Annotated in this window: 18 protein-coding genes and 1 other RNA gene; 2 read left to right on the top strand and 17 right to left on the bottom strand. The window is 37.4% G+C overall.

Features of this window, described 5'->3' with window-relative positions:
- Positions 1 to 136 precede the first annotated feature (136 nt).
- Positions 137 to 233: signal recognition particle sRNA small type (gene ffs / locus AACV33_RS10280), an RNA gene on the bottom strand.
- Between the two features lie 240 nt (positions 234 to 473).
- Between ffs and AACV33_RS10275 the strand changes: the two genes are divergently transcribed.
- Positions 474 to 1,223 (top strand): DUF481 domain-containing protein, encoded by a 750-nt coding sequence (locus AACV33_RS10275; protein WP_023604600.1) that lies wholly within the window; start codon positions 474 to 476, stop codon positions 1,221 to 1,223.
- 244 nt (positions 1,224 to 1,467) lie between these two features.
- Positions 1,468 to 3,300: a sensor domain-containing diguanylate cyclase gene (locus AACV33_RS10270; RefSeq protein WP_096325342.1), complete on the top strand. Its 1,833-nt coding sequence runs from the start codon at positions 1,468 to 1,470 to the stop codon at positions 3,298 to 3,300.
- Here AACV33_RS10270 and AACV33_RS10265 read toward each other — a convergent pair.
- From AACV33_RS10265 to tssA, 16 genes are all read right to left on the bottom strand, one after another.
- On the bottom strand, positions 3,297 to 4,259 hold the full coding sequence (locus AACV33_RS10265) for a protein kinase domain-containing protein (RefSeq protein WP_182700175.1): 963 nt from the start codon (positions 4,257 to 4,259) through the stop codon (positions 3,297 to 3,299). The two genes, AACV33_RS10270 and AACV33_RS10265, sit on opposite strands and share 4 nt — an antisense overlap.
- Positions 4,256 to 4,927 carry a PP2C family protein-serine/threonine phosphatase gene (locus AACV33_RS10260; protein ID WP_182700174.1) on the bottom strand — a complete coding sequence of 224 codons (672 nt, stop codon included), beginning with the start codon at positions 4,925 to 4,927 and terminating at the stop codon, positions 4,256 to 4,258. The genes AACV33_RS10265 and AACV33_RS10260 overlap by 4 nt, the downstream gene beginning before the upstream one ends.
- The gene (tssM, locus tag AACV33_RS10255; RefSeq protein WP_182700173.1) at positions 4,924 to 8,445 is read right to left on the bottom strand and encodes a type VI secretion system membrane subunit TssM; all 3,522 of its coding nucleotides are present in this window, start codon (positions 8,443 to 8,445) and stop codon (positions 4,924 to 4,926) included. Before tssM ends, AACV33_RS10260 begins: the two co-directional genes overlap by 4 nt.
- Positions 8,446 to 8,456: 11 nt before the next feature.
- Positions 8,457 to 9,284 (bottom strand): type IVB secretion system protein IcmH/DotU, encoded by an 828-nt coding sequence (gene icmH / locus AACV33_RS10250; protein WP_182700172.1) that lies wholly within the window; start codon positions 9,282 to 9,284, stop codon positions 8,457 to 8,459.
- A gap of 1 nt (position 9,285) precedes the next feature.
- Positions 9,286 to 10,608, bottom strand: coding sequence for a type VI secretion system baseplate subunit TssK (tssK, locus tag AACV33_RS10245; RefSeq protein ID WP_182700171.1), 1,323 nt, complete (start codon positions 10,606 to 10,608; stop codon positions 9,286 to 9,288).
- A gap of 11 nt (positions 10,609 to 10,619) precedes the next feature.
- Positions 10,620 to 11,108 (bottom strand): type VI secretion system lipoprotein TssJ, encoded by a 489-nt coding sequence (gene tssJ / locus AACV33_RS10240; RefSeq protein ID WP_023604605.1) that lies wholly within the window; start codon positions 11,106 to 11,108, stop codon positions 10,620 to 10,622.
- Positions 11,109 to 11,140: 32 nt separating this feature from the next.
- Positions 11,141 to 12,430 carry a type VI secretion system-associated FHA domain protein TagH gene (gene tagH / locus AACV33_RS10235; protein ID WP_182700170.1) on the bottom strand — a complete coding sequence of 430 codons (1,290 nt, stop codon included), beginning with the start codon at positions 12,428 to 12,430 and terminating at the stop codon, positions 11,141 to 11,143.
- Position 12,431: 1 nt separating this feature from the next.
- On the bottom strand, positions 12,432 to 12,560 hold the full coding sequence (locus AACV33_RS10230; RefSeq protein WP_023604607.1) for a hypothetical protein: 129 nt from the start codon (positions 12,558 to 12,560) through the stop codon (positions 12,432 to 12,434).
- A gap of 2 nt (positions 12,561 to 12,562) precedes the next feature.
- Positions 12,563 to 14,134, bottom strand: coding sequence for a sigma-54 interaction domain-containing protein (locus tag AACV33_RS10225; protein ID WP_182700169.1), 1,572 nt, complete (start codon positions 14,132 to 14,134; stop codon positions 12,563 to 12,565).
- Positions 14,119 to 16,737: a type VI secretion system ATPase TssH gene (tssH, locus tag AACV33_RS10220; protein ID WP_182700168.1), complete on the bottom strand. Its 2,619-nt coding sequence runs from the start codon at positions 16,735 to 16,737 to the stop codon at positions 14,119 to 14,121. Before tssH ends, AACV33_RS10225 begins: the two co-directional genes overlap by 16 nt.
- A complete protein-coding gene (tssG, locus tag AACV33_RS10215; RefSeq protein ID WP_017020647.1) occupies positions 16,734 to 17,762 on the bottom strand; it encodes a type VI secretion system baseplate subunit TssG in 1,029 nt (342 codons plus the stop codon). The genes tssH and tssG overlap by 4 nt, the downstream gene beginning before the upstream one ends.
- Positions 17,726 to 19,477, bottom strand: coding sequence for a type VI secretion system baseplate subunit TssF (gene tssF, locus AACV33_RS10210; protein ID WP_182700167.1), 1,752 nt, complete (start codon positions 19,475 to 19,477; stop codon positions 17,726 to 17,728). The genes tssG and tssF overlap by 37 nt, the downstream gene beginning before the upstream one ends.
- Positions 19,474 to 19,899 (bottom strand): type VI secretion system baseplate subunit TssE, encoded by a 426-nt coding sequence (gene tssE / locus AACV33_RS10205; protein WP_017020645.1) that lies wholly within the window; start codon positions 19,897 to 19,899, stop codon positions 19,474 to 19,476. The genes tssF and tssE overlap by 4 nt, the downstream gene beginning before the upstream one ends.
- Before the next feature lie 89 nt (positions 19,900 to 19,988).
- Positions 19,989 to 21,464: a type VI secretion system contractile sheath large subunit gene (tssC, locus tag AACV33_RS10200; RefSeq protein ID WP_017020644.1), complete on the bottom strand. Its 1,476-nt coding sequence runs from the start codon at positions 21,462 to 21,464 to the stop codon at positions 19,989 to 19,991.
- Between the two features lie 3 nt (positions 21,465 to 21,467).
- A complete protein-coding gene (gene tssB, locus AACV33_RS10195) occupies positions 21,468 to 21,962 on the bottom strand; it encodes a type VI secretion system contractile sheath small subunit (RefSeq protein WP_017020643.1) in 495 nt (164 codons plus the stop codon).
- 15 nt (positions 21,963 to 21,977) lie between these two features.
- The coding region (tssA, locus tag AACV33_RS10190; protein ID WP_182700166.1) for a type VI secretion system protein TssA at positions 21,978 to 23,331 on the bottom strand (1,354 nt) is incomplete at its 5' end.

The following is a 23,331-nucleotide window of genomic DNA, read 5'->3' as shown; positions in this document are numbered from 1 at the left end:
TAGTCTAAACAATATAGATGAGCAGTAAAGTATTGATTTGATGAAGTTAGAACAATGTTGGTTTTATTTACATTACGAATTTAATTTAGGGAATAATAAAGCTGAGGATGTTGTTTTGCAAAGGGGGATTGGGTGGAAGCCCCAGCCACATCCCGGCACACACGTCACTCGCTGCGGCTGCTTCCTTCCGGATCTGACCGAGTTCACGAGTTAGTGTTGCGGGAGGACCAGGGCCTCCATAGATTCTGTTGTTCGTTAGAACGAGAGAGATTATTAAACATGGCTATGTAGATTGCAAGGATAAATAATGAAAAACAGGCCAAGTGCTTAATTAAACAACACAAGCAAGAAATTTAAACTAAAATCAGCGATAGTTCATGTCTTAAATGTAATACGACTGTGTAGGTTTGGCATTCAATAAAGCAAACCCCGTTATAATCATTAACAATTATAATTAATTTAAGAGGATACGCATGTTTAGGTTAACTGCGATAGCATCGTTTATTTCGGCACTTACTTTATTTAATTTTTCCGTCGTAGCGGCAGAAGAAGATGATGTTTCTGGTGAGTTTAGTGGTGATGCGAAAGTCGGTTTCATTTATTCAAAAACAGATGAAACCTCGATGTCAGTTAATTCTGGTATTATTTTAAAGTATCAAGAAGCACGATGGCATCATACTGGCGAATTTTCTACGTATTACACAAAAGGTAATGAAGAGGATGACGGAACCAATAAGAATAAGACAATTTATGATGTAAAGTATGACATCACTGAGAGAATTTTTGCTTTTGGTAATGCAAAATATGAACATGACCAATTTGCGACTTATCGTGAACAAGCACTATTAGTCGGCGGTTTTGGTGCGAATCTTATTGATACTGAACATTCAGCATTAGATGTCGGGGCGGGGCCTGGTTATAGATACTCTAAACGCCAAGCATTTGATGACGATTTACCTAATAATTCAGAAAAAGAAATGATTGCGAACTTTTTTATTGAAGGGCAATCAAAAATAACAGATGGCTTAGAAGCCGGTGGTGGTGTCCGTGTCGATTATGGCAGTTCAAATACAACCACAACGACGCATGTATTCTTAAAGAATAAGCTAATGGAAAGTTTATCGCTCATGTTAGACGCTGAATATATTTATAACAGCGTAGTAGCAACAGGGAAGACACACGATGAGATTTACAGTACATTAAGCTTAAATTATGGCTTTTAATGAGTAACTCTTAGTTATAATTGATTTTAATCTTAAAGCTCGAGCTATTTTCGAGCTTTTTTGTATGAATAAATTTAAATAGTGATATCACGTTAGTTATTCTATTTACTCGCGTGATATCACTATTTAAATTTATTGATTTGGTAGAATAAAAGAAAAATGTTGGCAAGCAGTGAAGAACAGTATTAATTTTAAACAAATAAAGTATTTTGTTATTACCATGGTCTTAATCGGGATTACTCCAATGTTTTATTTTGGAAATCAGTATGAGACACAACTAAATACAATTTACACTGATGGGCAAAATGAAGCTAAGCATCAACTGAATTACAGTAAAAAAGAAGTTTATTTTATTGGTTCTCAGTTAGGCACTTCATTGAACTTACTTGCGGATAATCGGGTTTTATTACAATTCATTCAAGATCCCTCTTCTAAAAATAAAGCCTTATTAGAAACATTGTGGTCGTTAACCGTGACTAATTTAACCTATATATCACAAGTTCGTTTTCTTGATGTTAATGGTAGAGAAGTCTCTCGCATCGATCATGGTGTTAATGGAATATCGATAACCCCTGAACATCAGTTACAAGACAAATCTAAACGAGATTATTTTATTTACGCTCAAACACTAGCGGCAAGTGAAATTGGTTTTTTTGGTGTAGATTTAGAAACGGAGAATGGGAAATCACTTATTCCGCCACAACCAGTATTGCGTTTATTTACACCTGTAGAGGTAGGGAATGAACGAAAAGGGTATTTGGTTTTTAATGTTGATGCTTATAACATCGTTACCCAAGTTGAGCAGTCTATTAATACTGGCTATTCGCTAGAGTTTATTAATGAGGATGGCTATTACCTAGCATCTAAAGATAAACGAAAAACCTTAGGCCATCTTATTCCGGAACGTAACCAGTACAACCTTTTAGTGGAAAGGCCAGAACTGTGGAAGTTAATGAAATCTCAAAAGAGTGGAAGCGTTGATTATAAGGACGTGAATTATTCATTTTCTAAGATAGAGTTAGGCGGAACATATTATAAGAGTACGCTTTATTTATTATTAAAAAATAATCATCTTCAAGAGAGTAACCTGCAGAGTCATAAGCTTACGTTTATCATTTACGAAGCAATAATGGCCCTCCTTCTGATAATTTCTCTCTCCATTATTATTTCTCGATATATATCGAAACATAGAACAACGAGCCTTGAGAGCCAATTGGCTTTAGCGGCTCTAAATGGTATGTCTGCTATTGTCATTACGGATAAAAAAAATCGTATTATCAAAGTTAATGATGAGTTTACTCGATTAAGCGGATGGGAAGAGCATGAAGTATTGGGCAAATCGCCTTCTATTTTTCAATCGGGTGATCATAAACAAGATTTTTATATCGAGATGTGGAAAGCATTAGAAACCGATGGTCTTTGGGAGGGAGAGGTCATTAATAAGCGCAAAGATGGTTCTCTTCTTACTGAGATATTAAGAATCCAAGCTGTTTTTAATAAAGAAGGAAAAATGGAGTTTTATATCGCTTCTTTTGTGGATATTACCGCTCGTAAAGAATTAGAAAATCAACTCCGTGATTTAAGTGAAAAAGATGGATTAACGCAATGCTGGAACCGCCGTAAATTTGAACGTGAATTTGCAGCAATAATTCATGAGTTTACAACTAACGTAACACCAAAACCGTGTTGTTTAGCCATTGTGGATATCGATCACTTTAAACGTATTAATGATAATTATGGTCACGACGTGGGTGATAAGGTCATTATTGAAGTTGGACGTATTTTACAAAAAGAGAGTCGCCCGAATGATTTTATTGCTCGTATTGGCGGAGAAGAGTTCGCTGTTATTTTGCCTAATACGAACCTTAAAGAAGCGGAAGTAATATTAAATCGACTCAGAGTTGCAGTGAGTTTGTATGCCGATATAAGAGTTTCTATCAGTGGTGGGGTTACCGATATTTGTCACAGTAATGAATCCTCTTACAAGCGGGCAGATATTGCGTTGTATGAATCAAAAACAAGTGGCAGAAATCAAATATCGTGTTTTAGTACTGATGATATGAAAGAAATCGCTTAACGTTTGGTGAATATTGACGTCACTCGTTTTAAGGCCGATATATTATTGGTTTTGGATTGCTGTGTGTTGATGGATTTAATTATGGATAATAGCGCTTTCATATTCATTTGACGTTCAGATGGAACCACTCTCATTGCTTGAAGCAACAATAGATGTAGTCGCTGTTCTTCTTTTGTTCGGTGAGTTGAAATGTCTTTTTTTTGTTGATAAGGGTGCGTTTTTAGTAGAAGTTTATAAAGTAAAATAGCGAGGGAGTAGAGATCACTTTTAATGGTTGGCGCATTCCCTTGAAGTACTTCTGGAGCGGCATAATCACCACTCCAGGCATGTACGTTTTTAAAATCAATCGCAAATTTATTATGTTCAGAATTCACATTTCGGCTAATACTGAAATCGAATAAATGCACTTCATTATTATTTGAAATAAGTACGTTACTCGGCTTTATATCGCCATGAATTACACCTCTTTTATGACAATGAATGAGGCAATTAATTAACACATAAGCGTATTTTAACCGGTCATTGTCTGGAATGGATTCAAAAGGGGATTCTAATAATAAAGATAAGAGATCTCCCTTTATCATTGGCATAACAAGAAAACCTCGCTGAGATTCATTACATAACGCGAGGTGTGAGATTGGGACAATATTTGGGTGATGCAGTTGATTGGCTTGTAAATACTCATTTACTAAAATTAATTCAGCGTCATGATAAGAAGAAGCCTCACTATTTAGCACTTTGATTGCGAATTCACACGCGTCAATACCAAGGCTATGAAGTAATAAATCATCCACTTGATACACCACTCCCATGCCTCCAACGCCTAATACTCGTTTTATTTTATAGCGGCCATTAATAACTTTAGGTATGGGCTTAATTTTTTTAGGTTTCGTTGAGTCTATTGCATTGTCGATCGAATTATTTTCGCCAATAAACTGATCTATATTCATAGTATTCATCGATACACCTTAATCATTATTGCAGATAAATTGTCATTTGCAGGAGTCAGTAATACTTGCTCTTTTAGGTGATAGCATCCCTTAAGCGTACTAGGTAATGCCATACAAGCTTCTATCATGGCATTTGATAGGTATTTATGTACCCCATCACTTGTGAGTAAGAACGTATCTTGATGTTGAAGAGGGATGATACAGTGTTCAATTTGCAAGTTACTCCCCATTCCAATGGCTTGAGTTAGTGCCTCTTTTCCATTCTGTTCTTGAGTGTGATCTTTTGATATTTGATACAGTTTTTTATGTCGAAATAAGTAGCACCTTGAGTCACCAGCCCAAAGACAAGCCATGTGCCCATGATGAGCGATTAACATGCAAACGGTACTGCCTATAATGCGACTACGAGAGAGCGTTTTTTCCTGACTTAGGTGATGATTTACTTTTAAAAGCATTCGTTTTGCTTTTGTGATTTTTTGATCTAATGTTCCATGAAGCTGCTCTGTTTTAAATGAATTGGTGATCATGCCACTGGCAATCTCACCGTGTTCATAGCCACCCATTCCATCAGCAACGACCCAAATCCCTTGTTCAGTAAGAGACAAAATAGAATCTTCATTTTTGTCCCTTACTTTTCCTTCTGCAGAGAAATAAGCCATTTGAAATTGTTGACTCATCCATTAATCCTTTTTGGAAGATAGAAATTAGTCAGAATTTTACGATTAAATGGGTTCGGTGTTCGGTCACTATAAATAAGGTACTTTGCGTTCATCCCTCGGTTTTTAAGATCGACTTTGATGACATCTTTTCCTCGGTACTTATTTACAGTGAACTTATCTAATACTCTGAAGAAAGCCCAAGGACCAGAGTTTTGTTGATTAACTACTTTTGTACCGCTTAAGTCTTGCAAGACAAAGCTGACGTATTGACGTTGATTTGTAATAGGCCAAGTGAACTGTTTCTTCTGAATAGGACCGTGACGATAAGCAAACTTATTTTTACCATAATAGAAGGTTGATTGCAGAGCACTCGCATCCAGTTCAAATGGGGCAATTCGGAAGGAGACATTTGCTTCTTTTCCTTTTGAGCCATAGAACATTTTTTGAATGGTTAAGCCAAAATAATATTGGTTCAAAAAAGAGTTAGAGAGGCCTAAAGAGCGTCCGTTTAGTTGCTTCTCTAAAAACTTCCCTTTTTGTTGATGCACAAATGAAGCTAAATAAGCATCGTAGAAATGATCTAAAATCCCCCCAGTTTGGAAAAATTCATCAAAGTCAGCAATATTAACGTCTTGATTGCTGTTTCTAAATGGATAACGACCTGCGAGTGCGACGTCGTAATGATTGATGACTTTGTCTTGGTAGACCATTTGTATGTGGTTTCTAGAATGGGTAAGTAAAATACCCCATGTATTATTCGCAACTTGTCTCCACCATTGTTGAAGTGGTTGCGGCAATGTTTCTGCCATGACTCGAATATCATTTAATTCATTTGGCATTCCTTGCATGCGATCTCGTGCAATTTTAAAGGCTGATGAATCTTGGTTCGGCGAGTACTTAACCATAGAAAGACGTCCCCCAAGTTCATTTATTACGACAAGAGCATCTTCTAATGGGATCGTCGCTTGCGCTTTATCAGTTAATAATAAATTCAGTGGTTCAAATTGATTACTGACTGCTTTTCGTGCACTTTGTGACCGCTCTTCGACACTATGTAGACCAAGAGAAGCGACTTTTTTTAATTTGTGATTTATCGGTAATTTCTTCGCCGTTTTTGCGGTATTTTCAGCCAGTTGAGCTTGGTCTATAAAGGTTGTGTTCTCACGTATTAAATTGAGTAATTTTAATATAGGTTGGCTTGAGCCTGTGATGTTTGATATCTGCAGGATCGCTTCATCAATATTACGTGAGGGTTTTATTTGCAATTGATCGACCGCATCTTTCCAGTAGCGGATGTAATCATGAAAATAAAGGTCTTCAACTTCTGAATATAAATTACGTATTTCATTAGTACTTAAATCGCTTGATAGTCCGATGACCCAATTCTCATCAATGAGTTGTTTTACTTGGTCTAATCCTTTGCTTAGGAAAACGGTTTGGTACCCTTTTTGAGTAAACAGCCCAGGAATAATAATATTGGTGTGATTAAATAGATTTTGATTTGGCCCTAGATGGTCACTGATTTTGATGTCACGCAGTTTCATCTCTTTGGCGTCTTGTTTCAGCTGTTGGTAAACTAACTCTGATGTGTCGGCTTCACGCAGAAATTTTCGTGATTTCGCGATGAGATTATTATTTAATTCAACAGGTTCAAAACCAATATTAAGTAAATTAGATAAATGAGTTTGCAACGATTGTTGTTCGGTTGCTGAGCCACTGTATAAATATGACCAATGTAAGCTCATCCATTCTTCAAGGTATTTTCTATCAAGGTGATCATGCAAATTAAGCATGAGATAAGCGCGAAGTGAAGGGGTTAAAAATTCTCGATTTTCTTGATTATTCGTTACTTGATATTCTAACTCACTGGTTATTTTTGGAAGTAATAAATGGTTAAGTTGATTATGGTAAGCAGTCTCTGCCGCTTCTTTTAATTTTTTGTTTTGTTGTAATCCGGTGAAGCCTTCAGTAAATGAAGACTCATCTGATTGGTACACTTTTGTTGCCAATAATAACGCATCTAATGTCGGTAATAGTTCAACAGAGGTGGCAAGAGGAGAAAGATGAACAATCGACTGGTTATAATCGTCAGCAAATGTGAGTAACTGCTGTTGCTTAGTATGGTTACTTAAAAAGCTCGTTGCCCATAGTGCGCCTAACCCGATGATAACTGAAAATGAAAATGCATAGATGGAGGCATTCTTTATTTTAATTCTCTTTTCATAATTATCATCAAGAGTCGCTAATTCACTGTTAGGGAAAATAACATCATCTAATAGTTTACGAATAAAGAAGCCTCGTTGGTGTTGATAGGTCGGTAATACTCGAGAACTTATCCCTAAGTTTTGTCCAATACTTGATGTTGTCGATTCTGTATGTTGATGGCTTGGCTCTGGCACAGAGGTTAGATACAAACCACGTAAATGAGCGGCTTGGTGATAGCGTGTTTTGGTAAATGCCAATTCAGAGAATAGAGCTAAACGTTCGGCTAAAAAGCTTAATTGGCGGGGGAACTGCAACAATTCTGCGCGTTTCATTACGTCTCGCTCATCATGTAATTTAGACATTACTTGAGAATCTATTCGTGAAATTAGCTTTTCAAACTCATGTTTTATTTTATTTGCTTTCTGCCCTTCGCCTTCGTTGAATGTAATTCCAAAAACTTGATCCATTTCTTCTCGAGAAAGAGAGGAGAAAAAAGGTTCAAATCCTTCGACCTTATCCATTTTGGTTAATAGAAAATAAATAGGCATATCAGAGCTTAATTCGTGTCTTAATTCTTGTAGGCGTTCGCGTACATAACGAGCTTGAAGTTCAATGCTACTCTCATCAGGTGACTGTAATGCACTGACATCAATGGTTAAAATTACGCCGTTAAGAGGGCGACGACGGCGTTTATTTTGTAATGCTTTTAGAAAACGAATCCAAATAGGGTTGGTCAATTCGTGTTCATGTTGATCAAAAAAGCGTCCAGCAGCATCTAATAATACGGCATGATTACCAAAGTACCATTCGCAATGTTGGCTATTTTCGATGTCTCTTGTGTAATGCCCATCGGTTTGATTTAGGGGGAAATCGAGCCCTGAGCATTCTAGTAAAGTCGTTTTTCCGCTATTTTGAGGGCCGATAACCATGTACCAAGGAAGTTGGTATTTAATGTTGTTATTTAATTTTCCATACAATCCAGCCCGTTTAATTGTGGCAATAGCCGCATCAAGTTTTTCTTTTAGTATGTTTGAATGTGCATGTACATAAGCCAACTCTGTTTGAGCGGCTTGGTATGCGTCTTTATTTTCTTCTTTTTGTGCTTCTTGTTTTTCTAACCACCAAAGAGAGAGGTTATAGGTACCCCATAAAATAAGACAGACGATAACGGTTAATATTTTTCCTGTCGTCGACTCAATTAATGGCGTCGATGCTATCGCGATGTAATGGCCAAACAAACAAAAAAGAAGGGCGATAAATAAGGCGATTAATAAAGACCAACACCATGTTTGCTTGAGCGTATTTAATAAAGCGTTAAAAAATGATTTCATCCCTGACAATCCTATAATTCAATGTGTTCAAATGCTTGAATAACGTGAGCTGATTGCTGGTCTAAGACATAGTAAAAACCACCATAGATAGCACATAAAGAAAACAGAACTACGCAGACAATGCCTACCCATGATGTTTGTCTTGTCAGCTTATGTCGTTGCACTTGTTTAGGCTCCCAATTTGGCGAAAGATTTGATTTTTCATCACCACGTAACGATCGAATTTGGCGGTATAACGAATCTCGAATGGCGTCTAATTCAATTAAACCTCGAGATAAAACACGGTATTTACCTTCAAAACCTAAGCTTAAACATAAATACATTAACTCTAATAATTCTAAATACTTAGCTGGATTTCGACTTAGCTTTTCAAGCAACAGAAAAAACTTCTCACCGCCATAGGTTTCATTGTGAAAGCTACTAAGCATACTTTGTGATGCCCAGTGGCTTTCGGCTCCCCAAGGTGTAGTAACCACCACTTCATCAATAAAAGAGCACAGTAAATAGCGGGATAGTGCGACGTAGTTATTCTCAACGCCTGAATTTAAGGCTTGGAATTCAAATGATTTAATTTCTTCGACTAATTTAGGCTTGAGTAGATCTATATCTTGATACGTTTCTTTCTTTAAATCACACGTAATGCAAAGCAAAGACGATGCGGCGCTAATCAGTGGGTTGTTGCCAGCAAAGTTGTACTCTTCAGGTTTGATACGAGCGGCATACACCATTCGATTTTGTAATTGATCAAACTTTGGGGCATTGGGGCTCTGAGTTAACGTAGGGCTAACTTGATTTGGGTCTTGGGTAATAAGTACCGTGCGGTCATCCATGCTGCTCATATTATTTATTCCTTATAGCCCAAAAAAAGAGGGACAGTTCTGGAAAATCTCCAGCGATATGGAACGCAAAACCTCCTGATTGAGTTAATTGAGAGCGGTCATTCGCATTCAAATCAAGAGTAAAATAACAATAATCGCCATGGAAAGGGACTTGTCGCGGTGCGACCGATAACGATCGGCAAGTTATTCCTGGTAATTGTAAGTTGACTAAGTTTCGAATTTTCTCAACAGGGCCTACTTTTAATTGTGGAGGAAGCTGCTTACGTAACGTTTCTGCATCCGTATGAGAGCGGGCGGCAAGAATAAAGGAGGCTTCTTGTAACAAGCTCGTATCTGAAATCGGAGCAATGAGAACGCCGGGATTACGTTTTTGAAGTGGGATCTCAAAGGCATTTTGTTTGAGTGATTGGTTTAATTGTTTACGAAGGCGGAAAAGAAGGCGCTCGAAGGAATCCCCTTGTTCTTTATGGTTATAAGCAAGACTTAACTCTGCACGACGTTGAGCTGAATCATAGGTTGCTAATTCGCCTTGTAGTGTGGCAAGTAATAAGTACAACTCTTCTGGATGATATTGATTGCATTGGTTTAAGTAATGCAATTGAGGTTCGTATTTATTCAGTAATTGAAGTAATAAAAAATCCCCGATCTCTGATGTCGCATGGCCTGATTGAGTAATTCGTTCTGCAAGAATGTCAGCTTTATGAGTGACTAACGTTAATACTTCTCGCAAAGAGCGATGAACCAAGGAAGAGTGCTGACCATTAATGAAACTGGCTTCAAAGTTTTGGTTTAACTGAATTGCGCCTTCAGGAGTGACTTGTTTTATTTCACAGAGTTTCAATTTTACCCAGTGATTATCTAGTTCTTCTTCTGTAATGATATGAAAATCTAATTCACCACAAGAGATGGTTTGTAAGTTTTGTATTTGAGCGTTGTTATCTGCAATAGTGAGATCATAAGAAAGATAGCGAGTGTTAATGCCTGTTTCTTTGTCACTACGAGCTTCCGGGCTATTTACGGTGGATAAAGATAAAGCCAAATATAATGTGAGGTTTGTTTTTGGTTCGTCAGATTCCCAAATAATTGGCGTTGCTTGATGCTGGATATCAAATAAGGAACCATCAGGTAAAATTCCACTGGCTTGATTTATCACGATTTTTCCCACAGATAGGTGGTGATTATCAAAACTTAGAGAATGAAATCCCCAATTGAAGCGGTGTTGCTGTTGGGTTCTTGTTTGTAATTGATGATTATAATAACGATCATTTTGTTGGAAATGTTGAGGGCGTAATAACATGCCTTCATTCCATATTACTTTTTGCATAGCGATGTCCTCTAAATGTGGGGGTTATTAGCTGGGGTTGTGTTTTTTTTCTTTACGCGTTCCAGCTTTACAATAGAGGTATCCGTCGCTATCAATTCTATTTTCTGAGCTTCTTCTGGTTCAACGGTATAAATATAACGCCAATCGGCACTTTCAATATTTTGATAAGCGCCAATAACAGCAAGGTATTGTCCTTTTTCACTTAATTTTAGTTTGATGATCTTTTTATCGCCGGGACGTAAGATTATTTCTTCTTCTGCAATAAAATCAGGACCTAAATTGGCTTTTGCATTGTTGTATAAATCAAAGAATTCGGCATTCTCAAGACTTGTGATTGATGACAGTTCAATGATCCTGATAACGAGTGGTGATGGACGATCAACATGATCAGGGTTAAGATTTGCCGAAGCATTAAGGGTTAATGCAACGTAGGTTGGTTCAGGCGTATTGCTACAGCCACTGAACATTAATATCGTCAATAAAGCGAACAACGATTTCATGAATGTATTCCTTTAATTATCATTAGTTGTGTTTACACGCGTAAAGCGGCAGATAACATTTGCAGTTGAGATTCGTATTGTTTCGCAAAGTCTTGTTCTAGTAAGGCATTTCTCCAATCAGAATCATGACTTATTTGCTCATGCAGTTTCTTATAGGCTTGCCAGTACAACGCGTCTGGTTTTGTAAATTTTGTTTGAATACCATCCTGTACAAACCGATATGTTAATGTCTGCGGTGATAGCTTTTCTATGAGTGCATCCAAGGTATGTTGGCAAGCATCATGAATGGCGAGTTGGTTGGCTTGTATGTCTTTACAGCTTTGGTTTATGGCTTCAATCCCCTGTAAATAACCGGGTTTATGGTGAATAATGACATTAAGGGCATCATTGACATCATGGCTGAACTTAATGGGGTTATTTCCCTGAGCCTGAATCGTGGTGGCATTCGCGGTGAGCTTATTTTTAATTTCAGTTCGGGTTCGTAAAAGCTGTTGAATGCCATTGATCGAACTTCTTAATGCGCTACCAATATCAAATAATGTTTGCTCTGGATCTTCTAGATTGGTTAATTCAATCCCTAGGCCTTTTGATAACGCGACTAAATAGGCTTGAGATTGTTCGGCATTATTCTCTTTTTCTATCGTTTTTTCTTTAGATTCTGGTATTGGGTTATCCGTAGATCTAGTTTGAGTAGAAAAAATGTGGTCTTCTATTATTTGTTCTTCTCCGGTATAAGACGTCGCATTATTTCCTTCATCAAAGTCATCATATAAAACGGGAGAAATGAATTGTTCTTTAAGTAAGGTATCGTCCATTTGAGATTGAGGGGGTACCGCATCTTCGACTTGTTTTAAAATAATGTCTTCATCGGTGTTAAGTAATTCTTCGATAGGCGCATTGCTTAAAAAACTGTCGTCAGGGATCATATCAAAGACAGATTGTTCATCATTTGAGGAAGAATCAAGCGAGTTTTGGCTTGGTGAAATATAATTCTCTGGGTCTTGTAACAAGCGAGCTCGAATTTTTATTAAACCTAATTCGTAAATATCACCATGAGAAACAGGGTGCAATTCTCCGTTGTTTAGTGAAGCCTCTTGCCCATCAAGATAAGTTCCGTTTGTGCTACTGTCTGAAATGAAAAATTGGTCATTTTCATAACTTATGGATACGTGAACATTCGACAGTTGGCGTTTATTGTCTGCGATATACCAATCTGAATTGGGACTACGGCCAATGGTGCCTCCTGCTTTTTTAAAGGTAAAAGTAGGTAGGGTATCGATAGGTAAATCTTGTGATTGAATAATATCAAAGGCGAGTTCCATTTTATTTCTCCTCTGAAACGAGAGTTGTTTGTTCTTGTGGTGCCGGATTACCAACAGGTCGGTAATCATCATAGTTACTGCATGCACTAAGCATTAAAATCGTGGTGAATAATGATAAACGTAATAACATGCTTAGAATCTCCATTCCTTGGCAGATAAATTAAATTTGCGTAGACGATAATCTAAAGAGCCTTTTGATAGCTCTAATCGGTTCGCAATGGTTTGTAGATGACCCTGATGTTTCTCTAAATATTGAACGAGCACCGTTTTCTCAAATTGTTCTATTTGAGTGGATAGACTGCCTGTTAATAGTGAGTCATTTGATGAATGTACGATGGGTGATATTACGGTGAATTCATTCAGAACACGTAAAAGAATGGATTTATTTAGTCGTCGCGCGTGGGGATCTTCTATACAGCAACGTTCTATAATGTTCTTTAACTCCCTAACGTTTCCAGGAAATGGATACGTTTGTAATGAATCAAGAAAACCATCACTGAGTTCTGGTGTCGGTTGATTTTGTTCTATGGCATATTGCGCAACAAAGAAGTGAGCGAGCAATGATATATCGCCTGTTCTTTCTTTGAGTTGCGGCAATACGATGGGGAATTGAGCTAACCTAAAATAAAGGTCTTGTCGAAATTCACCGTGTTCAATTTTTTTCATTAATGCTTGGTGTGTTGCTGCGATGACTTTGACATCAATGTCATAAATTGTTGTTGATCCTAAAGGGCGAACTTTTTTTTCTTCTAAAACTCGTAATAATTTGGCTTGCAATGAGCTGGGCATGTCGCCTATTTCGTCAAGAAATAGAATGCCTTTGTCTGCCGAACGTATTAGGCCTATATAATTACGGTCAGCGCCAGTAAACGCCCCTTTTTCATAACCAAATAATTCACTTTCTAACAGATGTTCAGGAATAGAGGCACAGTTCTGTACTACATAAGGTTCATTACGACGATTGCCAAATTGGTGAATGGCTTTTGCTATTAATTCTTTGCCACTGCCAGTGTCCCCAGTGACGAGTATGTTACGGTTAATATGGAGTGCTTTAGATATATTGAGTCGAACTTCACGCATCGCATTACTGTTGCCAATAATATTAAAATTAGCAGGAATGCACTGTGTGTGTGAGGGACTGTCTATTCTTGTTTCTAATAATTCTTGTTGATGTTTACTCGTTAACGCGACACGATCGATTGCGAGAGAATTTAATGTTTGTATTGTTTGTCGATCGCTTTGTTTGTACGTAATAAAATCTGAGAAATAGAAAACGAGTACGCCAGAAACACATTTTTTAGAATTAATTAATGGCATAAACTCTACTTCTCCATCTGTTAATTCATAATGCTCTGATGGGGTAAAGATAATGTTTTTGATTTCATCGCTACATTGACTAAAGTGAAGATTAAAATTACGTCCTTCACTCATGCATAAGGTCAGTGTATTAAATTGATTATATTCAGTACTTATTGTCTTTTTTTTCTGATCTCGACCTCTTGATACCGGCTCTGAAAAACAAGTTTGAATGTCATTACTGCATCCTTCTGCTATTTTTATTAATTCCACTCCAGAGGTTTGAGAAAGAAAGCAAATCACTTTGGTCGCTTTACTGTGCTTAATTATCCCTTGAAGCCAACATTGAGTTACCTTCATTAGGTTATCGTCTTTAACCGGATTTATATTCATCAATTTGGCAGGCATACTTCTTCCTCACCTGTACCGTGCTGTTCAAATTGACAATATACTTGTCCATCCTCATCAATATTCACTGAGATTGCTTTTAAAGGTTCTTTTTGAGCAAGAGCCAATAGTATTTGAGATGAAAATGCAGGTTTAAGCTGACCATTAATAATGGCATCAATATTACGAGCCCCGGTTTCTGTTAGCGTGCAGCTTTTGGCTATATGGCTAATAATATGAGCATCGTAGTAGAGGGTTATACGCTGCTTTTGTAATTGTTGACTTAATTGTTGCATACGAATATCAACAAGCGCTTCCATGCTCTCTAAATCCAGTGGATAAAAAGGAACGATATTCATACGAGCAACTAACGCGGGCTTAAAATATTGATTCAGAATTGGACGAATGGCTTTAGTGAGTGATTCTACTGAAGGTAACTCGTCTTGATTACATAATGACTCGATGTGTTCAGAGGAAAGATTTGAGGTCATGATAATTAAGGTTTGTTTAAAATTTATTTCTCGACCTTCACCATCATTTACCACCCCTTTATCAAAGACTTGATAGAACAAGTTCATGACTTCAGGATCTGCTTTTTCAACTTCATCTAACAGTACGACAGAATAAGGGCGTTGGCGTACGGCTTCGGTTAGAATGCCTCCTTCACCATAGCCGACGTAGCCTGGAGGTGAGCCGATCAATCGAGAAACGGTATGTTTTTCTTGAAATTCGGACATGTTTATCGTGGTAAGAAATTGTTCTCCGCCATACATCAAATCAGCAATCGCTAGTGCTGTTTGTGTTTTTCCTACACCGCTTGGACCTACAAATAAGAAAACGCCTGTGGGTGCATTGGGATTATTAAGTCCTGCTGCCGTGGCTTGAATTGCTTTCTGTAAGGCAACAATGGCTTGATCTTGGCCTTTGATCTGTTGTTTTAATTGGGTATGAAGTGTTAATACTTGAGACGATTGTCCACGCAGTAAGGTACTCATTGGTATTCCGGTCCAGTGAGAAATTACTTCAGCAACAAGTGATGGGCAGGTTTCATAATTAACTAAGACTTGGCTTGATTGAGCTTTCATTAGTGCATGATAGATCTCTTTTTGGGCACTCAGAAGTTGTTCACATTCTTCGCTATCATCACATTGAGCGACATTAATACGAGATGTTAATAAGGCTTCAGCTAATTCTTTTTGATTAAGCCAATCCTGCTCAAGGTATTGTGCTTTGATCTGTGTTTCTTTCAGTTTATTCTCAAGGTCATATATGTGTTTTTCATCAATATGAATACCGGCTTGTTTGTCTCTAAGTACGCAATTTAATTCTCGTTGAGTAATCGCAATAGTATGAAATAACGCTTCTAAAGACTGAGGTTTGGCTTTAAGGTTTATTTTTACACGTGCACAGGCGGTATCGAGCAGATCAATGGCTTTGTCTGGTAATTGTCGACCTGTAATATAACGCGCTGATAATTCAGCGGCGGCAACAATGGCATCATCTCTCACATAGACACCATGGCTCTCTTCGTATTTATCAGCCAACCCTCTTAGAATCGTAATAGCTTGAGAAACGGTCGGTTCGTCGACTTTTATCGGTTGGAAACGACGAGCTAAAGCCGGGTCTTTTTCGATGTATTTTTTGTATTCAGACCACGTTGTTGCGCCAATAGTTCTTAATTCTCCACGTGCTAAGGCGGGTTTTAATAAATTGGCTGCATCGTTACTTCCTGCTTGTCCACCAGCGCCAATAAGCGTATGGGCTTCATCAATAAATAAAATAATAGGGGTAGGGCTTTGCTGTACCGCTTTGATTACTAAATTTAGACGACGTTCAAATTCGCCTTTAATGCTTGCACCTGCTTGTAATAAACCAAGATCAAGAGAAAGTAATGAGACATTTTCTAAAATGTCAGGGACTTCGCCTTGCGCTATTTTTATTGCAAGACCTTCAACTAATGCCGTTTTTCCTACACCCGCTTCACCAACAATCATTGGATTGTTTTTACGGCGACGAGCCAAAATATCAATCATTTGGCGGATTTCACTGTCACGACAAAGAACGGGATCAATCTTGTTGTCTTTTGCTAATTGTGTGTAATTTGTGGTATAGGCGCTAAGTGCATCTTGATGTTCATGGTTGGCTGTTTTATTTTCAGTAACCGAATTAATTAAGCCTTCGACTTGTTGCTTTAAATCAGTTAAAGGAATCACACTTAATGCACGATAATAAGGAGTATGGCCATATTTATTAGGGTGTGCGAGTAGGGTTAACAGTAAGTTAGCTGAGAGTATTTCAGAGAGTTTCATTTCTAACATTGAGTATAAATAACTTTCTTGAAGCCATTCAATAAGCGCAGTAGAGATAACAGGGTTATTGCTTTCAGAGGAGCGACTTCGACGACCATGTTGCAAAGCTTCGATTAAATTTTCAATTGATACCTCATATTGAATACAGGCTTTATTCCAAAAGCTTTGAGGGTTATTTAGTGCGGCTAAAATAAAATCTTCACATAGAACTTCATGACCACCGCGAGTGACACAAAGTTGAGCGGCTTGCTCAAGAGCAAGGTGTGACTCTTTATCTAATGTTTTTATTAATTGTGGTAATTCTACGTTAATCATAATGTCTTCCCTGAAAGTGTTATACGTCCTTCATTTGGTTTTGAGCCGAGCCAACTTGTCCAACCCAGACAGCATTCATTACTTTCTGATAGCGTTAATGGGCGGGGTTCATCGTTTTTTAAATGAAGTTGAATATCGAAATCTAGCGGATCTTTTACCGTGAATCGAACTAAGCGATTTAATGTGATCCAGTTTGGTTTATTGGTTAAAAATGAATGAAAATGATCCCAAGTTAATTCAGTTATATGAATTCTAAATTTGTTTGCACGATCTGGCGTGCTGTCACCAAGAACAACATCGCCTCCGAGTGAGGAGTTTGTATTTCCTAATGTGCATTGCTGCTGATTCGGAATTTTACAATGGCGTAGAATGCACTCTTCAATGTGTATATTTGGGTGTTGAAAGTAATAACGAAGTAGACCTTCGATGGTATTTGCTGATCGAACTCGTTGGCTGAGTAACCCTAAGTATGGGAATAATCGAGACCAATTGATTGAATCATCATCGCGTAGTTCTTCACTTTTTAATCCCAATAATGCAAAAATATGCTGAGAAAAAGGGTCATTAGCACCTTTGCGAAAAGCAGCGTTGTAGCGGTATTTTTGCCAGACACCACGGATAAGTCGATGTAATCGGTGGTGGAAAATATCTAAAAATGGTTTGATGATGTTGTTTTCATCTTGTTGTAAATAATCATTATAATAATGAGGCAGAGGTGACGAAGCCCCAATCAGCGATAGCATATTAAGCGTTAAGAGTACTTTTGGTAAACCATCGTCCTGCATGAGTACGGTCACGGTTTGTATCTCTCTTGGTGCAAAGCCTTGCGATGGATTTGCGATGAATTGAATACGATCATAAGCTTCATCATAAGACCAAGGATGGTATTGAATAAGTTGATGACAAACGTGATCTAAGGCTTTCATTAGCGACAGTTGTCCAATGTATTCTATCTTTATATCAATCGTTTTATTTTTTGACATTGGATTTAAATTAGAGGTTGTTGCCCCATTCGTGGTTGCCATGAATAGTCGCCTCCATAAGTACTTGTCACATTGAGTTTATTGAATGAGTTCATACTGGTGTATAACGATAAAAATTCATTAATTACGGATGAAAACAAGTAGAGTTCGCCTTCACATAAAAAGTGCTTACTGTTAAGTGATAATTGGGTATTCATTGCTCGAACAGGCGCACCTTCATAAAGCATATCGCAAGGTTTTGTTGTGATGTGTTTGATACCATCAATTAATCGACGATGTTTTTTCCCTTTAGAGTCGTCCTGTTGCCCTGCAAAATCATAGGCAAGTAAAATGCGTTTAAATGCTTCTGGCTTTGTTAATGAGAGGTAATTGAGAGACATATTAGAGATCAAAGACCAGAGTCCATCCTTTTCAATTGGCGGAGTATAACAAGGCGTGACTGCGCGAATATTTGAAAAGGTTGCTGATCCTGTCGTCTGTTCCGTTGCATGAGTAATACTGCCGACGGATAAGCGTTGTGCAAGTTGTCCATTGCATGCAGTAACGCCAATCGATACCGTAATGTTATTTGAAAATGTATTTAATGAACGAAAAGATAAGTACGTATCAAAGTGACCATTAACAATATTTTTTTCTTGTTTGATGCTGTAGTAGTTGGCGTGTTTATTTGTATCATTATGTTCAAAAGATTCAAAATGATAGAAGTTAATACGACCTTTTTGTCCAGGGGTCCACCCATGTACTTCTTCAACGGATAAAATAGTACTGCTGCTGTCACTTAAAGAGGATGGGGTTACTTTATATTGATCTTTTCTATGACTTAATAAAATCGGTTGAGTGTCCGCTGTGAATAAATTAACAATGGGTGTGCAAAAAAGAGCGGGTTGTATTCGAGTAGCATAAAAAGGCTGTTGAGTAATGTGAGCTAAGGTAAATTTGATATCGATGAACTTACATCCTTGACTAAACTGAGCTGGCCATACTGGAAGTTCAGTTAAGTCAATGTAGTAATATTTTTCTGGATAGCAAAAGAATTCTTGAATATGACGGTATCCTTCAAATGTGTTTAATGGATAATCGTATAATGCTTCTTGCGGTGAAAAACCACCGGATTTGATACTCTTGGTTGGAAAGGTAGAACGATTAATTAACTCATTATCGCTATCTAATGCACAAAATTCGGCTTGAGTAGTTGACGAGCAAAGTGCCATGATTAATGAAAGGCTACTGGCTTTATCTCCATTAAAATGAATTTTTAATTTATTCATATTTAAAGAATGCAACTCAATACCTGTCGGTAATTCTAATCGTAGTTGATAGATCCCGCCATTTCCATTAGCGGTAAAGGAAGACGAATGTAAGCTAATGGGATACAACTCAACGTCATAACAGGTTTTGAACTGACAATGAACCCCATCAATTAACTGACTTTTTACTTTAGTTCCTCGGGGAATAGTTGAGCATTGAGTCGCTTCTGCATTCGGTGTAAATTGCAATGTACTCATTGCGGGAATGGCTTGAACATAGTTAGGCCAAAGTAATCGCATTAATGAATGCGTTAACTCAGGTAATTGATTATCAAGACGTTGATGTAATCGACCGACTAAGAAAGCGAAACCTTCAAATAAGCGTTCAATATCTGGATCTAACCCTTCTTGTCCAAGAAAAGGAGCTAGGGCGGGGTTCTCTTCTGAAAATGATTTCCCAAGCTCTCTCAGTGCCGCTAACTCTGTTTGATAATAGGTATTAAAACTCATGCTAGGCCTTGAATTTCATAGCTATAAGGCTTTGTATTAACTTTTTGAGCGTAAGTATTAAAAGAGATAGGCGTTAGTTGGTTATTTAATAAAATATCACCATTGATTTCAAAATAAAGATGTATAGGGCTGTTTATATTACCTAAATAATTAACTTTGGTATTGATAACTCGAGTTTCGTACTGTGAGATGACACGTTCTACTTCTCTTTTAATGTGCAGAATCGCATCATGAGGCGTCATGTGTGAGATATTCAAATCTGGTAAACCTAAATCGGGGCGAATTTTTGCGTCACCTTGCCTTGTTGAGAGTAATTGAGTGACGTGATTTTTAATGGATTCCGTTAATGTCATTACTGATACCGACGTATTCATCGATACATTCCCGGCCAATAAACGTTCAAATAATCGTTGTTTAAGCATTACTTTCTCTTTCTTCCTTAAATGAATGATGTCACGTTAATATTGCCTTGTGTTTATTGTCATTAATAAGCACAAGGCGCACGATTTCGTTATTCTTGATCTAATTTACCAACGAGTGACAAAGTAAAATCAGAACCCATATATTTAAAATGAGGACGAACGGATAAATTTACTTTGTACCAACCAGGGTTTCCTTCAACATCGATAACTTCAATGCTTGCGGCGCGTAATGGACGACGGCTTCTCACTTCGGCTGGTGGATTTTCTTGATCAGCAATGTATTGTCTTATCCACGTATTCAATTCTCTTTCAAGATCGGTACGCTCTTTCCAGCTGCCAATTTGTTCTCGTTGTAGTACTTTGATGTAATGTGCTAAGCGGCTAATAATAAATAAGTAAGGGAGTTGAGTTCCCAATCTGTAATTTAGCTCTGCACTTTTTCCTTCTTCAGAATTACCAAATAATTTGGCTTTTTGAACCGAATTAGCAGAGAAAAAAGCAGCATTATCTGAGCCTTTGCGCATGGTTAAGGCGATAAATCCTTCTTCTGCTAGTTCGAATTCACGGCGATCAGACACTAAAACTTCAGTGGGTATTTTTGTTTCGATATCTCCCATGCTTTCAAAATGATGCAATGGAAGGTCTTCAACAGTGCCACCAGATTGAGGGCCGATAATATTTGGACACCAACGGAAATTAGCAAAGCTTTCTGTGACTCGAGAGGCCATAGTAAACGCGGTATTACCCCATAGGTAATCTTCATGAGTTACAGATACATTCTCATGGTAGTTAAATGTTTTTACTGGGTTTTCTTCAGGATCATAAGGTTGACGAAGTAAAAAACGTGGTAAGGTTAACCCAACGTAACGGGCGTCTTCTTGATCTCTAAAACTCTGCCATTTTGCATATTGTGGGCTTTCGAAATGATCATTAAGATCTTTGAGATCAGGCAATCCTTCAAAAGAATCTAATCCAAAAAATTTAGGACCCGCCGCTGAAATAAAAGGGGCGTGAGCCATCGCCGCTACAGCCGCCACATTTTGTAGATTTTTAATATCGGGTGCTGAAGGGCCAAAATCATAATTACCAATAATAGCACCGACAGGTTGACCACCAAATGTACCAAATTCATTCGTATAGACATGTTTGTATAAACCGGATTGAGTGATGTCAGAAGCATCTTCAAAATCTTCGAGTAGATCTTTTTTAGAGATGTTTATTATTTCAATTTTTGTGTTCTCTCGAAAATCGGTGCGATCTACTAATAACTTAAGTCCTCTCCAAGCTGATTCAAGCTGTTGAAATGAAGAGTGATGTAATATTTCATCAACCTGAGTACTCAAGCGCTGATCAATTTCTGTGATCATTTTGTCGATTAATGCTTTTTTTACCGGCTCAGATTGATTATGAGGTTTCAATAGCTCTTGAATAAATGCGCTGACGCCACGTTTAGCAATACCATAGGTTTCATCCTCTGGTGTTAAATTAGTTTGAGCAACGATTTGATCAAGGAGACCTATCGTTGTTTCTTTTTGTATTTCTTGGGCTGTGCTTGTTTCAGACATTGGTTATTCCTTTTCCGTCACTAAACCTAATTCACTTAATAGCTTTTCACGAGCCTCGTCATTGACTAACGCATCTTCAATTGCTTTTCTAAATGAAGGAACATTACCCAATGGGCCTTTTAGGGACACAAGTGCCTCTCGTAAATCCATTAATCCTTTTAGCTCAGGGACTTGCTCTACGATACTGCTAGGGTCAAAATCAGTCATGTTCTTGAATGAAAGGTTGACGGGGATCTCTTTATTTTCATCATCTTGAAGGCGATTCTTTACGCCAAATTCAATGTTTAAATTTTGTTTTTCTATCACATCATTGAAGTTATTTTTATCAATGTTGAGAGGCTTACGATCTTCCAATTTTCGATCATCTTGCTGCAGTGTAAAATCACCTAGTACCATCATTTTTAGAGGAAGTTCAAGTGCCTCCGCTGCATCACCTGACGATGGTTTAAATGTCACATTTATGCGCTCTTTTGGCGCTACAGATCCGTCTTTTGACATGATGTCTCCTAAGATTTAAAAATTAAGAACTCGCATTGGATTTAAGCAACAGAGTCTTTCTCGTAATGTATTCATTAAATGAGTGTCTTGTTCTTTATTGGGTAGCTTGTTTTGAGATGAAAGCCATAACTCTAATAACCGCTCTTCTAGTACTGGATCCCAATGAATTAAGATTGAGTGAGAGTAGCGAGAATCTAACCAACTTGTTAAGGCACAAACTAAGTCAAATTTATGAGCTTGATATAACAATTTGGCTTGTGAAAACTTCCAAAAGAAAACTTCTCTGTCTGAACGGCATTGGTTGTGTCCAGTAATTAAAGGAAGAATCGCATCTGATAAATTGTCGGTAGTGAGAACAGATTGTGCAGCTTGTAAAGCGTCTTCCCAATCTGTGCCATCACTTATTTCATTGTAAGTATTTGCTGTTATTTGAGATGATGCTGCTGAGGTGCAATGTTCTGCGATCCAGTTTTTTGCACTATTACTCGCAAATTCAGTTCCATCATCAAATTTTAATGTGATAATTTCAGGGATCTTTTTAACTAATAATGCCATTTGGTCGAGAATGATTTGAGCTGCTTCTGGATGGTTTAATGAGATTAAGCTCTCCCAAGCGATAAGGTGTCCATCTATCCAAAAAGGCGACTTTGACAAGCTTTCTTCTATTTCAAGTAATAATGTTTCGTGATCAGATTCATTCTTCAATTTGATGAAATATTGAAGTCGTGTTTGTGGGATCGGTTTTAACATGGTTATTTTTTCATCGTTACTCGCCGGGAGTTGGATGATGTGTAGCCATGTTAATGTACGGTTTAGTTGATAGGCTTTTTCGTTGTTAATTCGTTGAGTAAGCCAAAATTTTGATAAGTTACGGGCAATATCCTGCAAATGTCGAAATGCTTTATTTGCATCGCGCTCATTTGTAATGAGATCGATAGAAAAAGAAACGGATGCGATTGATTTGATAGCCTCATTATTAATTAAAGGAGATGAGGAAATACTCCCTTCTTTTTTTTCTGATGATATTCTTTTTATATGTATATTTAGTTTATTAATTGTTAAGTATAAATTATCGGTATTAGCATTAAATGATTTATCAATCGTTGTATCTAATATTGATAATAATGTGATTAAATTATTTGATTCGTCAGTATTTATTGAATTGTCAATTATGTTTTTGACTATATCATCAATTGTTCCTATTATTTTATTAATCGTTGAATAAAGCTGTTTTTCTCTTAATGGATAAATAGTCGTGCTATATTTAATGATGAATTGATTAATTGTGGGAAGCATAATGGTGAACGTATTATGGTCATTTTCTTTTTTTATTGATAATAACAACCAATGAAGCAAACGATAGTCTTTA

Source organism: Aliivibrio sp. SR45-2 (genome assembly GCF_963890165.1).
GTDB lineage: Bacteria > Pseudomonadota > Gammaproteobacteria > Enterobacterales > Vibrionaceae > Aliivibrio > Aliivibrio salmonicida.
The sequence above is the reverse complement of the archived record's forward strand: the minus strand, read 5'-3'. Positions and strand labels throughout refer to the sequence as shown.